17 protein-coding genes are annotated in these 18793 nt (G+C 70.8%); 13 read left to right on the plus strand and 4 right to left on the minus strand.

Features of this window, described 5'->3' with window-relative positions:
• Positions 1-9 precede the first annotated feature (9 nt).
• Positions 10-1020, plus strand: coding sequence for a LysR family transcriptional regulator (locus tag SRB17_RS00280; protein WP_153533560.1), 1011 nt, complete (start codon positions 10-12; stop codon positions 1018-1020).
• A gap of 32 nt (positions 1021-1052) precedes the next feature.
• Here SRB17_RS00280 and SRB17_RS00285 read toward each other — a convergent pair whose 3' ends face one another.
• From SRB17_RS00285 to SRB17_RS00295, 3 genes are all read right to left on the minus strand, one after another.
• Positions 1053-2129: an ABC transporter substrate-binding protein gene (locus SRB17_RS00285; RefSeq protein ID WP_153533562.1), complete on the minus strand. Its 1077-nt coding sequence runs from the start codon at positions 2127-2129 to the stop codon at positions 1053-1055.
• A 71-nt stretch (positions 2130-2200) separates the two neighbouring features.
• Positions 2201-3079 (minus strand): ABC transporter permease, encoded by an 879-nt coding sequence (locus SRB17_RS00290; RefSeq protein WP_153533564.1) that lies wholly within the window; start codon positions 3077-3079, stop codon positions 2201-2203.
• Positions 3076-3936 carry an ABC transporter ATP-binding protein gene (locus SRB17_RS00295; protein ID WP_153533566.1) on the minus strand — a complete coding sequence of 287 codons (861 nt, stop codon included), beginning with the start codon at positions 3934-3936 and terminating at the stop codon, positions 3076-3078. The genes SRB17_RS00290 and SRB17_RS00295 overlap by 4 nt, the downstream gene beginning before the upstream one ends.
• Positions 3937-4194: 258 nt before the next feature.
• Here SRB17_RS00295 and SRB17_RS00300 point away from each other — a divergent pair, with 258 nt between their 5' ends.
• From SRB17_RS00300 to SRB17_RS00315, 4 genes are all read left to right on the plus strand, one after another.
• Positions 4195-5895 (plus strand): sensor histidine kinase, encoded by a 1701-nt coding sequence (locus SRB17_RS00300; protein WP_323374773.1) that lies wholly within the window; start codon positions 4195-4197, stop codon positions 5893-5895.
• Positions 5892-6581 carry a response regulator transcription factor gene (locus tag SRB17_RS00305; RefSeq protein WP_153533569.1) on the plus strand — a complete coding sequence of 230 codons (690 nt, stop codon included), beginning with the start codon at positions 5892-5894 and terminating at the stop codon, positions 6579-6581. The genes SRB17_RS00300 and SRB17_RS00305 overlap by 4 nt, the downstream gene beginning before the upstream one ends.
• Positions 6582-6748: 167 nt before the next feature.
• Positions 6749-8128 carry a nitrate/nitrite transporter gene (locus SRB17_RS00310; protein WP_153533571.1) on the plus strand — a complete coding sequence of 460 codons (1380 nt, stop codon included), beginning with the start codon at positions 6749-6751 and terminating at the stop codon, positions 8126-8128.
• A gap of 88 nt (positions 8129-8216) precedes the next feature.
• Positions 8217-9377 (plus strand): uroporphyrinogen-III synthase, encoded by a 1161-nt coding sequence (locus tag SRB17_RS00315; RefSeq protein WP_153533573.1) that lies wholly within the window; start codon positions 8217-8219, stop codon positions 9375-9377.
• A gap of 150 nt (positions 9378-9527) precedes the next feature.
• Here the strand turns inward: SRB17_RS00315 and SRB17_RS00320 are convergent, their stop codons facing one another.
• Positions 9528-10070: an ATP-binding protein gene (locus SRB17_RS00320; protein WP_153533575.1), complete on the minus strand. Its 543-nt coding sequence runs from the start codon at positions 10068-10070 to the stop codon at positions 9528-9530.
• 215 nt (positions 10071-10285) lie between these two features.
• On the opposite strand from SRB17_RS00320, the gene SRB17_RS00325 reads away from it, so the two are divergent.
• The 8 genes from SRB17_RS00325 (at position 10286) to SRB17_RS00360 (ending at position 18740) form a co-directional block, all read left to right on the plus strand.
• On the plus strand, positions 10286-11134 hold the full coding sequence (locus tag SRB17_RS00325; RefSeq protein WP_153533577.1) for a helix-turn-helix domain-containing protein: 849 nt from the start codon (positions 10286-10288) through the stop codon (positions 11132-11134).
• 7 nt (positions 11135-11141) lie between these two features.
• On the plus strand, positions 11142-11327 hold the full coding sequence (locus SRB17_RS00330) for a DUF397 domain-containing protein (RefSeq protein WP_323374774.1): 186 nt from the start codon (positions 11142-11144) through the stop codon (positions 11325-11327).
• 40 nt (positions 11328-11367) lie between these two features.
• Positions 11368-12111: a class I SAM-dependent methyltransferase gene (locus tag SRB17_RS00335; protein ID WP_323374775.1), complete on the plus strand. Its 744-nt coding sequence runs from the start codon at positions 11368-11370 to the stop codon at positions 12109-12111.
• A gap of 105 nt (positions 12112-12216) precedes the next feature.
• On the plus strand, positions 12217-12810 hold the full coding sequence (locus tag SRB17_RS00340; protein ID WP_153533579.1) for a CGNR zinc finger domain-containing protein: 594 nt from the start codon (positions 12217-12219) through the stop codon (positions 12808-12810).
• A gap of 217 nt (positions 12811-13027) precedes the next feature.
• Positions 13028-13612: a sigma-70 family RNA polymerase sigma factor gene (locus SRB17_RS00345; protein ID WP_030167252.1), complete on the plus strand. Its 585-nt coding sequence runs from the start codon at positions 13028-13030 to the stop codon at positions 13610-13612.
• Positions 13613-13674: 62 nt separating this feature from the next.
• Positions 13675-14442, plus strand: coding sequence for an anti-sigma factor family protein (locus tag SRB17_RS00350; protein ID WP_153533581.1), 768 nt, complete (start codon positions 13675-13677; stop codon positions 14440-14442).
• A 69-nt stretch (positions 14443-14511) separates the two neighbouring features.
• Positions 14512-16959 (plus strand): HelD family protein, encoded by a 2448-nt coding sequence (locus SRB17_RS00355; RefSeq protein ID WP_323374776.1) that lies wholly within the window; start codon positions 14512-14514, stop codon positions 16957-16959.
• A 365-nt stretch (positions 16960-17324) separates the two neighbouring features.
• Positions 17325-18740, plus strand: a complete 1416-nt coding sequence (locus SRB17_RS00360; protein ID WP_153533585.1) for an NAD-dependent malic enzyme — start codon at positions 17325-17327, stop codon at positions 18738-18740.
• Positions 18741-18793: the final 53 nt, after the last annotated feature.

Raw genomic sequence — 18793 nt, forward strand, 5'->3', positions numbered from 1 at the left:
TTCACGTGCATGCCCGTTCCCGCCGACATCGATCCCCGGCTGCTGCGCGCCTTCGTCGCCGTGGCCGAGGAACTGCACTTCACCCGGGCCGCGGCCCGTCTGTACGTCGCCCAGCAGGCGCTCAGCCGGGATGTACGGCGGCTGGAGCGGGAGTTGGGCGCCGAGCTGTTCGTGCGGACGACCCGGCAGGTGACGCCGACCGCGGACGCCGAACGGCTGCTGCCGTACGCCCGGCGGGTCCTCGCCGCCCAGGACGACCTGCGTGCCGCCTTCGCCTCCGGCCCCTCCCGCCCGCTGCTGGTGGACCTCAACTCGCCGGGCCTGGTCACCGGCCGCCGCGTGCTGCACCGGGCCCGTGAACTGGCCCCGGACCGCGAGCTGATGGCCCGCTACGAGAGCGGTCTGACCGGTGCCGCCGCCGACCTGCTCGCCGGCCGGCTCGACGCCTCCTTCGGCCGTTTCGCCGGCCTGGACCCGGCGCTCAGGTCCGGGCTCGAACAGCAGCCGGTGCGCCACGAGCCGATGGCCGTCGTCCTGCCCGAGGACCATCCACTGGCCGCCCGCGCCGAGGTGCCGGTGGCCACGCTGGCCGGCGAGACGGTGTACGCCGGTGCCGGGAACCCGCGCACCCTGGAGTGGACCGACCTGGGGAGCCGGCTCTTCGCGGAGCACGGCATCCGGCTCGCCCCGCCCCTGCCGCTGGCCGTCGGGGACGAGGAGTTCGAGCGGATCATGGCCAAGACCAGGCATCCGGTCCTGGCCGTCGTGGACTTTCCGGCGATGCCCCGCACGGTACGACGCCCCCTCGTCGACCCCGTACCGCTGTCGCCGGTCTCCCTGGTGTGGCGCAGGGGGCTGGTCCATCCCGGACTGGACGCGCTGCGCCGGGCGGCGGCCGAGCTCGCGGCGGCGGAGGGGTGGCTGCGGCGGCCGCACGGGAGCTGGATGCCTGCCGTCGACGAGACGGCGATGACGGGCGCCGGGGGGAGCGGAACGCGCACGGGACCGCCCGGGTCGTAGTCACCCGGGCGGTCCCGTGCGCGCGTCGCGGATCAGCCCTGCGGACCCGCCGGGGTCGTCGTGGTGGTGAAGCCCTCCTTCTTGTTGGCCGCGAGGGCGAAGTCGTTGGTGAACGTCGTGCCGAGGTCGACCTTCGAGGTCGCGTGGCCAACCAGCTCCTCCGTGGCCAGCACGTTCTTCGGGCCGCCCGCCGGCATGAGGCCGTCCGGCAGGAACTGCCCCTTGTCCTGGGTCAGGGCCGAGACGTAGTCGGCCTTCGTCACGAGCTGGTTCTGCACGAACGACTGCGGCAGCTTGTCGGCGATCTGGGCCGCGCTGTGCGTGTCGATCCAGTGCATGGTGGCCACGAGCGCGTCGACGACCTTCTGCACCGAGTCCTTGTGCGCGTTCACCCAGTCGGTACGGGCGATGACACCCGCGGCCGGCCAGGCGCCGCCCGTCGCGGCCTTGGCACCCGTGGTGGTGGCCACGTCGACCGCCGAGTAGCCGACCTTCTTCTTCTCGATCGCGGCGACCGTCGGCTGCGTCGTCATCACACAGGCGACCTTGCCGTTCTGCAGCGCGGCGATGGCGGTCGAGCCCGCGCCGACCCCGATCCGGTGGAAGTCGCCGGTCTTCACGCTGTTCCTGGCGGCCAGGAACTGGGTGAGGGTGTCGGTGCCGGAGCCCAGGTCGGTGACACCGAGCGTCTTGCCCTTGAAGTCGGCGGCCGAGCGCACCCCGCTCTTCGTGGCGCACATCTCCCGCTCGCCCGGAGCGCCGGACAGCTGGACGACGTCCTCGACCGCCTTGCCCTTCACCTGGAAGTCGATCGTGTGGTTGTACCAGGCGCCCGCCATGTCCACCTGCCCCGAGGCCATGGCGTCCTCGGCACCGGTGCCGCCGTCCTGCTCGGTGCTCAGCACGACATTGACGCCGTACTTCTTGTAGTAGCCGAGGTTCTGGGCGAGCTGGTACGGCAGGTAGATCTGCTTGTCGATGCCGCCGACCATGAGCTTGACGGTCGGGGTGCCGCCCGAACCGGAGGCGGAGGGGCTGCCGGAGCAGGCGGTGGCGGCGCCGAGGGTGAGGGCGGTGACGAGGGATGCGGTGAGGGCTCTCTTCAGCATGACGGCTCTTTCCTTTCGGACATGCGGGGGACGCGCAACGCGGGGGAGAGGGAAGGGAGTTGGCAGGGAGGTCAGAGGGAGTTCGCCTCGGTCGGGGCCGGCGGGCGCCAGGCCAGCAGCCGGTGTTCGAGCTTGCCGATCAGCCACTCCGCGCCCAGCACGATGACCGCGATGACGAGCATCGTCGCGAACACACCGTTGGGGTCGAAGTTGTTCTGCGCGGTCTTGATGACGAGGCCGAGGCCGCTCTGTGCGCCGAGCACCTCGCCGACCAGGGCGCCGACGATGGCGAAGCCGAACGCGCTGTGCAGACTGGCGATGATCCAGGTGAGCGCGGAGGGCACGACGACGTGCCGGATGATCTGCGTCTGGGAGGCCCCGAGCACCTTGGCGTTGGCGAGGATGTTGCGGTCGACCTCGCGGACGCCCTGGAAGGCGTTGAAGAAGACGATGAAGAACACCAGCACGGCGGCGAGCAGGATCTTCGGGGTGACGCCGATGCCGAAGGCGACGATGAAGATCGAGCCGAGCACGATCCGGGGGATCGCGTTGACCATCTTGATGTACGGCCCGAGGACGTCGGACAGATAGCGGCTCTGGCCCAGCGCCACGCCGACGACGACTCCGGCGACGGAACCGACGGCGAAGCCGAGGAGCGCCTCCTGGATGGTGGTCCAGATGTTGGCGTAGAAGGAGCCGAACTCGGTGCCGTGCTGGAAGAGATCGATCAGCCGCTTCCAGATGCCCGACGGCTGCCCGAAGAAGAACGGGTCGACGAGGCCCCAGGTGGTGAAGGCCTGCCAGCCGCCGATGACGAACGCCGCGATGCCGATGCGGCCCGCCCACACCGAGGCGACGCGACGCCGGGCGGCCCGCTTGGCGGCGGCCGCCGCCGAGGTCTGCCCGCCGCCGGTGACCGGCGCGGCGGAAGCGGTGGACGTCGTGCTCATGCCGTGCCTCCTGCGGTGCGTGCGTACGCGCGCTCGACCTCTTCGCGCAGCGTTTCCCAGATCTGGTGCTGGAGTTCGATGAAGCGGGGGTCGAAGCGGATCTCCTGGACGGAGCCGCGCGGCCGCGGCAGGTCGATGTCGAAGACCGCCTTGACCGAACCGGGGCTTGAGGTCATCACGACGACCCGGTCGGCGAGCGCCACGGCCTCGTCGAGGTCGTGGGTGATGAAGACGACGGACGGACGGATCTGCTCCCACAGGCCCAGCAGCTCGGTCGACATGATCGCCTTGGTCTGCACGTCCAGGGCGCCGAACGGCTCGTCCATGATCAGGATCTTGGGTTCGTTGATCAGCGCCGCGGCCATCGCCACGCGCTTGCGCATGCCGCCGGAGAGCTGGTGCGGATAGCGGTCCTCGAACCCGGAGAGACCGACCCGGCGCAGCCAGTCCCGGGCCGAGGCCTGCGCCTGCTGCTTGGGCACGCCACGGAAGACCGGGCCCATCAGCACGTTGCCGAGGACGGTCTTCCAGGGCAGCAGCGCGTCCGCCTGGAACATGAAGCTGACGCCGTCGGTGATGCCGTCCACCTCACGGCCGCCGACCTTCACCGAGCCCTCGCTGGGCCGGTCGAGCCCGGACACCAAGCCCAGGGTGGTCGACTTGCCGCAGCCGGTGGGACCGACCACCGCACAGAACTGACCCGGCTCCACGGTGAACGAAACGCCTTGCAGCGCCGTGAACACCTCACCGGCAGGAGTCAGGAATCGCTTGGTGAGCCCGGATATCTCGATGCGCGCGTCCTCGCGCTCCGCCGCAGCGGCGGCCGGGCTCTTCGCGACATCGTTTCGCGAAGCCATGTGAGGCCGTCTCCTTCCACCTCGTCAGGTCGGGTTCCGCACCTCGTCGGGGCGGGGGAAGGCAGACGCTAGAGGCGGCCGGACGTTACGTCGCTGTTTCCGAGGTATCCCGCGATAGCCGCGAAAACCAGGGTTCTGCTCGTTTAGCTCAGCGCCTCGGGGGTGGGCAGCAATTCGGCCATCAGGCACAATCACGCCACCACGGGTACGGCGCAGGGCCGGCCCAGTACCACCCCCGACCGGGGCGAAGAGGCACCTGTGACACCCATCCGTATTCGGATCGGCCGCGGCGGGAGGGGGAGACTGTCCGCGCGGATCCTCGTCAGCCAGCTCGTCATCCTGGCGCTCACGGGCGCCATCGGTTTCCTGCTGTTCGCCTTCGCGCAGCGCTCCGCGCTCGACCGTACCTACGAAGGGCGGGCCGTGGCCCTCGCGCAGACGACGGCCGCCGACCCGCAGATCCGCCGGGCCATGGCGGACGGCGACGGCACAGACGTGGTGCAGCACGTCGCCGAGCGGATCCGGCGGGCGTCGGGGGCGAGGTACGTCGTGGTGATCGACCTGCACGGCATCCGCCACTCGCACCCCATCCCGCAGCTGGTCGGCGAGCCGGTGACCGAGCCGGTCGTGGCGCGGGACGGGCGGACGCACGTCGGCACCGACCAGGGCGCGACCGGGCGGTCCGCCAACGGCAAGGCCCCGCTGTACGGCCCGGCGGGCGAACTGGTCGGCGAGGTGTCGGTGGGCATCCCGGAACACGACGTCCTCGGCGAGCTGTGGCGTGAGCTGCCCACCTTCGCCGTGTACGCCACGATCGCCACCGCGCTCGGCTGCGCGGCCGCGTATCTGCTGGCCAGGCGGCTGAAGCGGATCACGTTCGGGCTCGAGCTGGAGGAGATCGCCGGGCTGCTGCAGGACCGGGAGGCCATGCTGCACGGGATCCGGGAGGGCGTGCTCGCCTTCGATCCGGACGGCCGGATCACCGTGGTGAACGACGAGGCGCGCCGCCTGCTCGGCCTCGGCACCGCGCTCGGCAGCACCCTGGACGAGGTGCTGCCCGACGGGCGGCTGCGCCGGGCCCTGGACGGCACCCTGACCGGCACCGACATCAGCGTGCTGACCGACGAGCACTGTCTGGCCGTCAACCGGATGCCGGTGACCCTGCGCGGGCGCGAACTGGGCGCGGTGGTGACCGTCCGCGACCGCACCGAGCTGGTCGGACTGCTGCGGGAACTGGACTCCGTGCGCGGGCTGACCGACGCGCTCAGGGCGCAGCAGCACGAGTTCACCAACCGCATGCACACGCTCGCCGGGCTGCTGGACATCGGGGCGTACGACGACGCGTACGAGGTGGCCGTCGAGTCGGCCGGCGCCGGGCAGGCGCTCACCGAGTCCGTGCGCCGGCGGATCGGGAACCCGCTGATGGTCGGCCTGGTCGTGGCCAAGACGACGGTCGCCGCCGAACGCGGGGTACGGGTCGAGCTGGACGAGGACTCCGCGCTGGGCGAGGACCCGCCGCAGCTGCGCCGGCTGCTGACGATCGTCGGCAATCTGCTGGACAACGCGATCGACGCGGCGGGCGACGGGCCGCCCCCGGCGGGCGGACGCGCGGTGCGGCTCACGCTCGACGGGGACGGGGACGGGGACGGGACGACCGTGCGGGTGGCGGACACCGGCCCCGGCATCCCGCCCGGCGCCCACGAGTCGATCTTCGAGGACGGCTGGTCGACCCGGCCCGACCGGGGCACCGCCCGGCGCGGCCTCGGCCTGGCGCTGGTCCACCGCCTGGTGTCGCGGCACGGCGGCACGATCACCGTCAGCGAGGGTCCGGGCGCGGTCTTCACCGTACGACTCCCGGACCTCGCCGTACCGCAGCGGGAGAGCCGCCGGGAAAGCCAGGGCGACATCCAGGGGGAACGTGTCACGAAGGCGCTGCCCGTGGGAGGTGAGAGCCGATGATCCGCACCCTGGTCGTGGACGACGACTTCCGGGTCAGCCACATCCACTGCGACTACGTGTCCCGGGTCCCGGGCTACGAGGTGGTGGGCGAGGCGGCGAGCGTGGCCGAGGCACTCCGGGCGGCCCACGACCTGCGCCCCGACCTTCTCCTCCTCGACATCTTCCTGCCCGACGGCAGCGGACTGGACGTGCTGCGCCGGCTCACCGGGGACGCGGGCGGCGCCCGCCCCGACGCCATCGTGATCACCGCGGACCGGGACATCGCCTCGGTGCGCACCGCCATGAAACTCGGCGCCGTGGGCTATCTGGTCAAGCCCTTCGGCGCCGCCGACCTGGCCGAGCGGCTCACCTCGTACCGCGAACTCCAGCACCGCGTGGACACCCTCGGGGAGACCACGGAGACCGAACAGGCCGATGTGGACGCCCTGTTCAGCGCCGTCCGGCCACCGGCCGTGCCCCGGGTCCCGGCCAAGGGCCACTCCGCGCCCACGCTCGCCCTCGTCCAGCAGGCGCTGCGCGCCGCCCACCGCGACCTGTCGGCCGCCGAGGCCGCCGAGCTGACCGGCGTCTCCCGGGCCACGGCCCAGCGCTATCTGTCGTACCTCGTCAAGGAGGGCACGGTTCGCCTGGTGCTCCGGTACGGGGCGACGGGCCGCCCGGAGCACCGGTACAAGATCGCGTCCTGAGCTCCCGGGGCTTCCCCTCACCGGCCGCCCCCGCGCCGAGTGAGAGCAACGTTCCCTTCCGGTCACCCACAGCCACAGGCAGGAAACGCGCCCTCCCTACCTTCGGGCTGAGCCGGTCGATGGCAGGTCGACGGCAGACCGTGCAGCCGGAGCCCCGTGGAGGCGTGATGACAGCCCCAGCCCCAACAGCCCCAACCCGTCGCAGTGGCCGCTGGATCGAGCGCTGGGACCCGGAGGACGAGGGATTCTGGACGGCGACCGGGCAGCGGATCGCCAACCGCAACCTGTGGTTCTCCGTCCTCTCCGAGCACATCGGCTTCTCGATCTGGACCCTGTGGTCCGTCCTCGTCCTGTTCATGGGCCCGGAGTACGGCCTCACGCCCGCCGACAAGTTCCTGCTGACCTCGATGGTCACCCTCGTCGGCGCCGCCGTCCGCGTCCCCTACACCTTCGCCGTGGCCGTCTTCGGCGGCCGCAACTGGACGATCATCTCGGCGAGTCTGCTGCTGATCCCGACGATCGCGGCCTTCGCGGTGATGAAGCCGGGCACGTCCTTCACCACGTTCCTCGTCGTCGGCCTGCTGGCCGGCATCGGCGGCGGCAACTTCGCCTCTTCCATGACCAACATCAACGCCTTCTTCCCGCTGCGGAAGAAGGGCTGGGCGCTCGGCCTGAACGCGGGCGGCGGCAACATCGGCGTGGCGGCGATCCAGCTGGTGGCGCTCGCGGTCATCGGCGCGAACGGCGGACCGCGCCTCCTGCTCGGCATCTACATCCCGCTGATCGTCGTCGCCGCCGTGCTCGCCGCCCTCTTCATGGACAACCTGGCGACGGTGAAGAACGACACCGGCGCGGCCAAGGACGCGGCCAGGGACGCCCACACCTGGATCATGTCCTTCCTCTACGTCGGCACCTTCGGTTCCTTCATCGGCTACAGCTTCGCCTTCGGCCAGGTGCTGACGAACCAGTTCGGGCGGACCCCGCTGCAGGCGACGTACCTCACCTTCATCGGCCCGCTGCTCGGTTCCCTGGTCCGGCCCGTGGGCGGCCGGCTCGCCGACCGCTACGGCGGCGCACGGATCACCCTCTGGAACTACGTCGCCATGGCTGCCGCCACCGCCGTCCTGGTCGCCGCCAGTGTGCAGAAGTCGCTGCCGCTGTTCGTCGTGGCGTTCGTGGTGCTGTTCGCCCTCACCGGGATCGGCAACGGCTCGACGTACAAGATGATCCCGGGCATCTTCCAGGCAAAGGCCCTGGCCAAGGGCCTGGAGGGGGAGGCCGCGGCGCTCTACGGCCGCCGGCTGTCCGGTGCCTCCATGGGCCTGATCGGCGCGGTCGGCGCGCTCGGCGGAGTCGGCATCAACCTCGCCTTCCGCCAGTCCTTCCTCTCCTACGGCACCGGCACCGGAGCGTTCGTCGCCTTCCTCGCCTTCTACGGCGCCTGCTTCGTGGTGACCTGGGCCGTATACCTTCGCCGCGCGGCGCGACCGGCTGTGGCGGTGGCGGCTTCGGAGACAAAGGCGCAGCTCAGCTATGCCGAAGTGTGACGTAACACCGGTGCAATGAAGCGGAACCGAGCCTGTCACGCGCTGTTGACAGGCTCGGTTCGCGCGCCGGTCAGCTAGGAGATGCCCCATGTACGACGAAGAGCAGCAACCCGGAGCCGTCGAGCACGGTCCGCTCGCGGGATTCACCGTGGGTGTCACCGCCGCGCGCCGGGCCGACGAGCTGGGCGCCCTGCTCCAGCGGCGCGGCGCCTCCGTCCTGCACGCACCCGCCCTGCGCATCGTGCCGCTGGCCGACGACGGCGAACTCCTCGCCGCGACGAAGGAGATCATCGACCAGGTGCCCGACGTGGTCGTGGCCACCACGGCGATCGGCTTCCGGGGCTGGATCGAGGCCGCCGACGGCTGGGGCCTCGGCGAGCAGCTGCTCGGCGGGCTGCGCGGCGCCGAGCTGCTGGCCCGGGGCCCCAAGGTCAAGGGTGCGATCCGCGCGGCGGGCCTGACGGAGGAGTGGTCGCCGTCCTCGGAATCGCTGGCCGAGGTCCTGGACCGCCTGCTGGAGGAGGGCGTCGACGGCCGCCGTATCGCCGTACAGCTGCACGGCGAGCCGCTCCCGGGGTTCGTCGAATCCCTGCGGGCCGGGGGAGCGGAGGTCGTCCCGGTCCCGGTGTACCGCTGGATGCCGCCGGAGGACATCACCCCGCTGGACCGCCTCCTCGACGCGACGATCACCCGCTCCCTGGACGCCCTCACCTTCACGAGCGCCCCCGCGGCAGCGTCCTTGCTCTCCCGGGCGGAGACCCGGGGCCTGCTGGAGGAGCTGCTGTCGGCCCTCGCCCACGACGTCCTGCCGGCCTGCGTGGGCCCGGTCACGGCGATCCCCCTCCAGGGCCACGGCGTGGACACGGTCCAGCCGGAACGCTTCCGCCTGGGCCCCCTGGTCCAGCTCCTCTGCCAGGAACTCCCGGCCCGCGCCCGCGCGTTGCCGGTCGCCGGCCACCGGGTGGAGATCCGGGGCCACGCGGTCCTGGTCGACGGCACCCTCAAGCCGGTCCCCCCGGCGGGCATGGCTCTGCTCCGAGCCCTGTCCCGCCGCCCCGGCTGGGTGGTACCGCGGGCGGACCTGCTCCGCGCGTTGCCGGGCTCCGGCCGCGACGAACACGCGGTGGAGACGGCGATGGCCCGCCTCCGTACGGCCCTGGGCGCGCCCAAGCTGATCCAGACGGTGGTGAAGCGGGGCTACCGCCTGGCCCTGGACCCGGCGACGGACGCGAAGTACGCGGACGCGTGAGCTTTTCCCTGTCGTTCCTCGTCGTCCTCACACTCTTGACGTCGATGGTTCTCATCGGCCTGCCTCACGGCTGGAAGACGGCGACGTCCTGGGCCGACATCTGGCTGTGCTTCTCCTGGATCGCCCGGATCCTCGTCCCGGCCACCGTCTTCACCCACCTCGTGATCCGCCTCTGCCGTCACGCGTGGACGCCCCGGCCCCGGCCCTCTTGGCGGGACGGCCCGCACCGTTGACGTGCCCCGTCCTCGTCCAAGCCCCCACCTCGAACCACAGCAGCTTCCCGGCACCGCGCTCCAGCGGACCGTCCCCGATGCGGAAGCCGCCCCACCAGTCGGCGTACTCCTGCACGAGGTGCAGCCCACGCCCGCTTTCGGCGTCCGCCGGGACGGGCGGCAGACGATCCCAAGGAGGGTCGCCGAAGGGCGCGGGGATGCGCGGATGACTGTCCCAGACCCCGACCCTGAGCCTCCCGTCCGCGAGGGCGGTGAGCCGGAGGGAGGCGGGGCCGTGGGTGTGCCGGTACGCGTTGGTGACCAACTCCGACGTCAACAACTCGACAGCCTCCAGCGCTTCGTGTCTCCCGTGACTGCCCAGCACCGTCCGCACGGTCATACGTGCGACGCGTGCCGCGCGGGGATCATGCGGCAGGCGAAGGGCGTACACCCAGGTGTCGGGCAGGGATACGGTGCCCATGAAAACCTCCGACGAGAGAAGGGACTTCGGGCTCGCTCAACCATTCCGCCCGGCGGTGGCTCTGCCTGGGGAGGTGCGCTTCCGGCTTTGGAGTGAGGGGAGTTGGGCGATGCTGTGTACGCTAGCGCAGTCTTGAGATACTTCTCGGTGGATCGAGGGAAGTTCATCAGTGATTACCTCCTGTGGGGTACAACAGGTGACGGGAAGGAGGGTCCTTGCCACTCACCAGCACACCCACCCTGCGTCAACGGCGGCTGGGCGCTGAACTGCGGAAACTCCGTGAGCGAGCAGGCCTCACGGCGACTGGAGCCGCTGCCCGGCTCGGCGTCAACCAAGGCCGCGTCAGCATGATCGAGACTGGCCGCAGTCCCCTGAGCTCCGACCGCGTTCGCTCTCTGGCTCGTGCCTACGACTGCCAGGACAGGGACCTGGTGGACGCGCTCGCCGCGATGACTCAGCGCGTGCACGGATGGTGGGACACCTACCGTGACCACCTGCCGATCGGCCTTATCGACCTTGCCGAGTTGGAGTATCACGCGGCAGAGCTGCGTGTTGCCCTGGTCATCCACATCCCGGCGCTGCTCCAGACGACCGATCACGCTCGCGCCCTCTTCAAGGAGGCGGTGCCGCCGCTACGGCAGTACGAGATCGAGCACCGGGTCAGTCACCGCATCAAGCGGCAGGAGATCCTGCATCGTGACGACCCGCCCCCGTACTCGGCGGTGATCCATGAGTGTGCTCTGCACATGGGGTACGGCGGCCCGACCACCGTACGCGCTCAGCTCGAACACCTCCTGGACATGAGCGAGCTGGAACACGTGACCGTGAGGGTCATCCCCTTCGGTAAGGGCTGCTTTCCCGGCACCGGACAGTCCATCGACTACCTGGTGGGGCACGTTCCTCAGCTCGACACCGTTCAACTGGACACCCATCACGGCTGTGAGTTCCTGGATGCCGAGGCGCAGTTGGACAAGTACCGTTTCGTCCTCGACCGCATGGAGGCGAACGCCCTCAAACCCGCAGAGTCCCGTGATCTGATCCACCGCATCGCCCAGACCGTCTGAGGAAACCGTGCCCGAACTCCACTGGAAGAAGTCCAGCTACAGCCCCGACGCCTCGAACTGCGTCGAAATAGCCCCCACCCCCACCACCATCCACATCCGCGACTCCAAGACCCCCACCGCCCCCCACCTCACCGTCACCCCCACCACCTGGTCGGACTTCCTCCAGTACGCGGCAGACAGCACAGCCGCGTAAATGGGGTGCGAGCGAGCGCAGCCGTTGGCACTCTGCACAGGTGAATCGTGAAGAGACGTCGCGGATCGCCCATCGCGGACACCCGATCAAATCCCCCCTCGACGACGACTCCGTGCGTCGGCTGCTGGAGCGCGGTCTCCCCAGGGGCGACGAGCGTGTGCTCGACCTCGGCTGCGGCCCGGCGGAATGGCTTCTGCGGGCCCTGGTCATGCGACCGGGTGTAAGGGCCGAGGGCGTGGACATGTCCGGGGACGCCCTGGGCCAGGCCGCCGCCTCGGCGCGCGGTCTCGGGGTGCAGGACCGTCTCGTCCTCCACCGCCAGAAGGCCGAGGAGTTCATCTCCGACGAGCCGTTCGACGTGATCCTCAGCTTCGGGGCCGCGCATGCCTTCGGCGGACTGCTTCCCACCCTCGCCGCGGCCCGCCGGCATCTGGCCCCCGGTGGCCGTGTGCTCATCGGAGACGGTTTCTGGGAGCGCCCTCCGTCGCCGGAGACCGTCGAGATCCTCGGGGACTTCACCGATCTCGCGAGCACGGTGGACCGTGTCGTCGCCGACGGCTGGACTCCTGTCGACGGGCACGTCAGCACGCGTCAGGAGCTGGACGACTACGAATGGGCCTGCTGGGGTTCGCTGGCCGCGTGGGCCCTGGACCATCCTGATGATCCGGACAGTTCGCAGGTGCTCGCGACCGCGACCGCCCGTCGCACCGAGTGGCTGCGCGGCTACCGGGACGCCTTCGGCTTCGTCTCGCTGGTCCTGCGCCCGACCCCGGACCTCGCCTGAAGTACAGGTACGAGGGGTTCCGGCCGAGGCCCGGGGCGGGCACTGTGAGGAGGAGAGCCCCACCGAGAAGCGCCCCACGCTTCCTGCCTAGGCGGTGACAGGCACATGGCACTGGGTACGGCCACGCCCCCGTACGAGCCGCGGTTCGATGCCGGACGGATCTGTCTCGACCTGCTGGCGACCATGCATCCGGCCGAACGGCTGGACGGCGTCGAGGCGTTGTGCGCGTGGATCGGTGGGGTGGGGCTCGTGCCGGAGGGGACGGCGCTCGGGCAAGCCGACGCCTCCTGGCTGGTCGGGTTCCGGGAACTGCGCGCGAACATCGGGCAATTGGTACGCAATCCGCACGTGCCGGACACGCCGTCGTACGAGAGCGCGCTCCTGCGGGTCAATGAGGTCGCCCAAGCCCCTCCCCCCGTTCTGTGTGCCGTACGCCGTGGAGACGGCAGGCTCACCAGGGAGTTGACCCACCCGCCGAGCTGCGCCGGGCTGCTCGCGCTCGTCGCGCGGGACGCCGTGGAGCTGCTCACCGACCCCGTCGCGCGGGCGGCCGTGCGGGAGTGTGAGGGGGACAACTGCCCGCTCGTGTACCTGGACACCTCCCGGGGGCGGCGCCGGCGGTGGTGTTCCAGTGAGGTCTGCGGAAACCGGGAGCGGGTGGCCCGGCACCGGCGGCGGGCCGCGCTCGCGCGGGCGTGATTTCCGTAACACCGGGTTTGGGTGTGTCGTGCACGGGAAGCGGTGGCCGCCCCCGACCCTGTGTCTGAATTGTAAAGATCGCGCGGTGGGATTGTGCACGCATGTCCCGCTCGTCACGTCACCCCTGAGAAAACTGTCATCTCCGTTTGAACGCCGCGCCGTTTCCTTCCGTACGGGTGGGCGAGCGACCGACTGGGGGAACCCCCGGACACCGGAGGTGGGCGTGCGCAAGGATGCGGCCGTGGCCAATGAACGTGGATCGAGGGCCCGACATCGCATGTCCTCACAGCCCTCGGAACCCGATGAGGAGCTGATGCGTGCCCTCTATCGAGAGCACGCCGGACCTCTGCTTGCGTATGTCCTGCGGCTGGTCGCCGGTGATCGGCAGCGCGCCGAGGACGTCGTACAGGAAACGCTCATCCGTGCCTGGAAGAACGCCGGTCAGCTCAATCGGGCGACCGGTTCGGTACGCCCCTGGCTGGTGACGGTCGCACGCCGCATCGTCATCGACGGCCACCGCAGCCGGCAGGCCCGGCCGCAGGAGGTCGATCCGTCGCCGCTGGAGGTCATCCCCGCGGAGGACGAGATCGACAAGGCGCTGTGGCTGATGACGCTGTCGGACGCGCTCGACGACCTGACCCCGGCCCACCGGGAGGTGCTCGTCGAGACGTACTTCAAGGGGCGTACGGTCAATGAGGCGGCCGAGACGCTGGGCATTCCCAGCGGCACGGTGCGGTCTCGGGTGTTCTACGCCCTGCGATCGATGAAGCTGGCACTGGAGGAGCGGGGGGTGACGGCGTGATGAGCAGTGGTTACGGGGGAATGCAGGGATTCGGTGCAGGTGGTCCGGGTATGTCTGGGCCCATGAGCCCCCAATCGGGATCTTCGGTGCCGAGCGAACACGAGACCGTCGGCGCCTACGCCCTCGGGATTCTCGACGACGCCGAGGCAACCGCTTTCGAAGCGCACCTCGCCGGCTGCGAGTGGTGTGCCCAGCAGCTGGACGAGCTGGCCGGGATGGAGCCGATGCTGGCCGCGCTCGCGGACCTGCCGGGCTCCGGCAGCACCCCCGCGATCGGCGAGTCGCTGTCCGCCAGGCCCAGCCCGCGGATCGTGGAGAAGCTCGTCGACGAGGTCGCCGAGAAGCGCGCCCAGAAGCGCCGGCGCAGCTTCTACATGATCGCGGCGGCCGCTGCCCTGATCATCGCCGGGCCGCTGGCGGCGGTGGCGGTGAACAGTGGGTCGGGCGGCGGCGGTCAGGTGACCGCGTCCTCGGCGCAGACCACGTTCGAGGCCATGCCCGACAAGACGTCGGCCACGGACCCCTCGTCCCAGATCAGCGCGACCATCGGGATGGCGCAGAAGGACTGGGGTACCCAGGCGGTGCTGCAGCTGAAGAACGCCAAGGGGCCGCTGAAGTGCTCGCTGGTGCTCGTCGCGAAGAACGGGCAGCGCGTGACGATGTCCTCCTGGTCGGTGCCGAACTGGGGCTACGGCATCCCGAACGGGAAGACGCCGGAGTCGAAGAAACCGCTCTACATCGGCGGCGCGGCGGCCTTCAAGCCCAATGAGATCGACCACTTCGAGGTGGTGACCTTCGAGGGCAAGAAGCTGGTGCAGGTCCCGGCGTAGGCGCCGTAGCCTCCACGGGCCCCCTTCGCGTACGGTTGACGGCTGCCCAGCACGTCAGAAGGGGGCCAGGTGGCCGCTCAGGTTCAGCAGTCCGCGGTCGGCTCGGTACGCGACGCACACGACTCCGTGCGCGACCGAGAGATCAGCGTCGAACAGGAACACCTGGACCGGGTGTACCGGCGGCTCGAGGAGAAGATCCATGAGGCCGAGTTCCTGATGCACGACGCGGCCAAGCGCGGCCAGGTCGGCACCCCGGGCGCGCTGGCCGAGCGGGACGCGCAGGTCTTCCGGGCCGGCATCCACCTGAACCGGCTGAACAACGAGTTCGAGGACTTTCTCTTCGGGCGGATCGACCTGCTGCTCGGCAAGGACGGGAAGAAGGGGCCCGACGGGGCCTACACCGCCGTGGAGCCCGCCGAGGGCGCCGTGCGGGACGACAACACCGCCGACATCGCCGAGACCCTGCACATCGGGCGCATCGGTGTGCTCGACGCGGACTACGCGCCGCTGGTCATCGACTGGCGGGCACCCGCCGCCGCGCCCTTCTACCGGGCCACCCCGGTGGAGCCCGGGCGGGTCGTACGGCGCCGGGTGATCCGGTCCAAGGGGCGCCGGGTGCTCGGCGTCGAGGACGATCTGATGCGGCCCGAGCTGACCGCCCGCCTCGACGGCCGTGAGCTGCCCGTGATCGGCGACGGCGCCCTCATGGCCGCCCTCGGCCAGGCCCGCGGCCACACCATGCGGGACATCGTCTCCTCCATCCAGGCCGAGCAGGACCTGGTCATCCGGGCCCCCGCCGCCTCGATCACGTACGTGGAGGGCGGCCCGGGCACCGGCAAGACCGCCGTCGCCCTGCACCGCGCCGCCTACCTGCTCTACCAGGACCGTCGCCGGTACGCGGGCGGCATCCTGATCGTCTCCCCGACCCCGCTGCTCGTCGCCTACACCGAGGGCGTGCTGCCCTCGCTCGGCGAGGAGGGCCAGGTCGCGATCCGCGCGATCGGCTCGCTCGTCGACGGCGCCGAGGCCACGCTGTACGACTCCCCGTCCGTGGCCCGCGCCAAGGGCTCGTACCGGATGCTGAAGGTGCTGCGGAAGGCCGCCCGTGGCGCCCTGGAACTGGGACCGGCCGGCACCCGGGCGGCCGGGCAGCTCGCCCTGGACGACGCCGCCGACGCCGCCGACGCCGCCGACGACAGGGGCGACACCGGCGGCACCGGCGACAGGACGGCGCGGGCCTTCGGCGGGCCGCCCACCCGCCTGCGCGTCGTCGCCTTCGGACGCCGCCTGGAGCTGGAGGCGGAGGAGCTGGAACGCGTCCGCCGCAACGCTCTCGGCGGCACCGCGCCGGTCAACCTGCTCCGCCCGCGCGCCCGCAAGCTGCTGCTGGACGCCCTGTGGGCCAAGTCCGGGGCGGCCGCCCGGCACACCGACCCGGAGCTGGCCGCCGAGCTGCGCTCCTCCTTCGACGAGGACGTCACGACCGAGGACTCCTTCATCGCCTTCCTCGACGCCTGGTGGCCCGAGCTCACCCCGAAGGCCGTGCTCGCCGCCATGGCCGACGAGCGGCGGCTCGGCCGCTGGGCCCGCCGGATCCTCAACCCCGGCGAGGTCCGCAGGGTCGCCCGCTCGCTCCAGCGCACCGGGCACTCCGTGCACGACATCGCCATGCTGGACGAGCTCCAGGCGATCCTCGGCGCCCCGGCCCGCCCGAGGAAGAGGCGCGAGTTCGATCCGCTGGACCAGCTCACCGGGCTGGAGGAGCTGATGCCCGTGCGCGAGGAGTCGCAGCGGGAGCGGGCCGAGCGCCTCGCGCAGGAGCGCACCGAGTACGCGCACGTCATCGTGGACGAGGCGCAGGACCTCACGCCGATGCAGTGGCGCATGGTCGGCCGCCGTGGCCGGCACGCCACCTGGACGGTCGTCGGCGATCCGGCCCAGTCCTCCTGGTCCGACCCGGACGAGGCGGCCGAGGCCCGCGACGAGGCCCTCGGCACCCGCCCCCGGCGCCGCTTCCAGCTCACCGTGAACTACCGCAACCCGGCGGAGATCGCCGAGCTGGCCGCCAGGGTGCTCGCGCTCGCCATGCCCGGCTCCGAGGCGCCCAGCGCGGTGCGTTCCACCGGGGTCGAGCCGCGTTTTGTGAGAACGAACACGGAACAGGGCACCGTCGTACGGGACTCCCTGCAGCGGAGCGTGCGGGCGGAGGCCGAGCGGCTGCTGGGCCTGGTGGACGGCACGATCGGCGTGGTCGTCGCCATGAAACGGCGCGAGGAGGCCCGGCGCTGGCTGGCCGGGCTCGGCGACCGGGTCGTCGCGCTCGGCAGCCTGGAGGCCAAGGGCCTGGAGTACGACGCGACCGTGGTCGTCTCGCCCGCGGAGATCGCCGACGAGTCCCCGGCCGGCCTGCGCGTGCTCTACGTGGCGCTGACCCGGGCCACCCAGCAGCTGACGGTGGTGTCGGGCGACCGGGACGAGCCGGACGCGGCCGGGGTGCCGGATCTGCTGAGGGACTGAGATTCCTGTGAACTCCGCGCGAGGGGAATGGTCCTCGGCATCCGTTTGTTAGCCTGGATGCGACACCGGCTCGATCCAAGCCCCCGGGCCCAACCTTTGTCCCTGCGAGGGACCACTTGCCGCGAGGCGAGCATGGCGGGTCGGTGTCGTCAGCGTGAGAGAGGCCCACGTCCGTGTGACGTGGGCCTCTTTCTTTGTCTGATCGTCTCTCGTATGGTGGAAGTGGTTTTCCGAAACCATGCACCAACCAGGCACCGCTCATGAACAAAACGTCCGCAATCCAGGGCGACTACCACGTACTCCGCGGTAGGTGCGACGATCGGACGGCACAACTCGCGACACGGTGAAAGCAGAGGAAGTCGGCCATGGCAACGGCGCCCAGCGTCTCCTACTCGATGACCATCCGGCTGGAGGTGCCCGCGAGCGGAACCGCCGTCTCGCAGCTCACCACCGCCGTGGAGTCCTCCGGAGGCTCGGTCACCGGCCTCGACGTCACCGCGTCCGGCCACGAGAAGCTCCGTATCGACGTGACCATCGCGGCCACCTCCACGGCCCACGCCGAGGAGATCGTCGAGAAGCTGCGCGGGATCGAGGGCGTCACCCTCGGCAAGGTCTCCGACCGTACGTTCCTGATGCACCTCGGCGGCAAGATCGAGATGGCGTCGAAACACCCCATCCGCAACCGTGACGACCTGTCCATGGTCTACACGCCGGGCGTGGCCCGCGTCTGCATGGCGATCGCCGAGAACCCCGAGGACGCCCGCCGCCTCACCATCAAGCGCAACTCCGTTGCGGTCGTGACGGACGGCTCCGCCGTGCTCGGCCTCGGCAACATCGGCCCCAAGGCCGCGCTGCCCGTCATGGAGGGCAAAGCGGCCCTCTTCAAGCGCTTCGCCGGCATCGACGCCTGGCCGATCTGCCTGGACACCCAGGACAGCGACGCGATCGTGGAGATCGTCAAGGCGATCGCCCCCGGGTTCGCCGGCATCAACCTGGAGGACATCTCCGCGCCGCGCTGCTTCGAGATCGAGGCCCGGCTGCGCGAGGCCCTCGACATCCCCGTCTTCCACGACGACCAGCACGGCACCGCGATCGTCGTCCTCGCCGCCCTGACCAACGCCCTGCGCGTCACGGACAAGGCGATCGAGAACATCCGGGTCGTGATGTCCGGCGCCGGCGCGGCCGGTACGGCCATCCTCAAGCTGCTGCTCGCCGCCGGTGTGAAGAACGCCGTCGTCGCCGACATCCACGGCGTCGTCCACTCCGGGCGCGAGGACCTGGTGGACGCCCCGGCCGACTCGCCGCTGCGCTGGATCGCCGACAACACCAACCCCGAGGGCCTCACCGGCACCCTCAAGGAGGCCGTGCGGGGCGCCGACGTCTTCATCGGCGTCTCCGCCCCGAACGTCCTCGACGGCGACGACGTGGCCGCCATGGCCGACGGCGCCATCGTGTTCGCGCTCGCGAACCCAGACCCCGAGGTGGACCCCGCAATCGCCCGCCAGACGGCGGCCGTTGTGGCCACCGGCCGCTCCGACTTCCCGAACCAGATCAACAACGTGCTGGTCTTCCCGGGCGTCTTCCGCGGCCTGCTGGACGCCCAGTCCCGCACCGTCAACACCGAGATGATGCTGGCCGCCGCGAAGGCCCTCGCCGACGTGGTCAGCCAGGACGAGCTGAACCCGAACTACATCATCCCGAGCGTCTTCAACGACAAGGTCGCGGGCGCCGTCGCCGGCGCGGTCCGCGAGGCCGCGAAGGCCGCCGGCGCGACGGTCTAGTCCCTTCCGCGCCGCTCTGTCGGGTGACGGCTGAGCGGCGCCCGGGCGACGTC

Source organism: Streptomyces sp. RB17, from assembly GCF_009604455.1.
In the GTDB taxonomy this organism is placed as follows: Bacteria; Actinomycetota; Actinomycetes; order Streptomycetales; family Streptomycetaceae; genus Streptomyces.

What these genes read in the sequence shown, in the direction of transcription:
- SRB17_RS00285 (WP_153533562.1), bottom strand. Translation starts at nt 2,129, where the DNA reads ATGCTGAAGAGAGCCCTCACCGCATCCCTCGTCACCGCCCTCACCCTC.
- SRB17_RS00360 (WP_153533585.1), top strand. Translation starts at nt 17,325, where the DNA reads ATGGCAACGGCGCCCAGCGTCTCCTACTCGATGACCATCCGGCTGGAG.
- SRB17_RS00310 (WP_153533571.1), top strand. Translation starts at nt 6,749, where the DNA reads ATGACAGCCCCAGCCCCAACAGCCCCAACCCGTCGCAGTGGCCGCTGG.
- SRB17_RS00350 (WP_153533581.1), top strand. Translation starts at nt 13,675, where the DNA reads ATGAGCCCCCAATCGGGATCTTCGGTGCCGAGCGAACACGAGACCGTC.
- SRB17_RS00340 (WP_153533579.1), top strand. Translation starts at nt 12,217, where the DNA reads ATGGCACTGGGTACGGCCACGCCCCCGTACGAGCCGCGGTTCGATGCC.
- SRB17_RS00315 (WP_153533573.1), top strand. Translation starts at nt 8,217, where the DNA reads ATGTACGACGAAGAGCAGCAACCCGGAGCCGTCGAGCACGGTCCGCTC.
- SRB17_RS00280 (WP_153533560.1), top strand. Translation starts at nt 10, where the DNA reads ATGCCCGTTCCCGCCGACATCGATCCCCGGCTGCTGCGCGCCTTCGTC.
- SRB17_RS00290 (WP_153533564.1), bottom strand. Translation starts at nt 3,079, where the DNA reads ATGAGCACGACGTCCACCGCTTCCGCCGCGCCGGTCACCGGCGGCGGG.
- SRB17_RS00320 (WP_153533575.1), bottom strand. Translation starts at nt 10,070, where the DNA reads ATGGGCACCGTATCCCTGCCCGACACCTGGGTGTACGCCCTTCGCCTG.
- SRB17_RS00295 (WP_153533566.1), bottom strand. Translation starts at nt 3,936, where the DNA reads ATGGCTTCGCGAAACGATGTCGCGAAGAGCCCGGCCGCCGCTGCGGCG.
- SRB17_RS00305 (WP_153533569.1), top strand. Translation starts at nt 5,892, where the DNA reads ATGATCCGCACCCTGGTCGTGGACGACGACTTCCGGGTCAGCCACATC.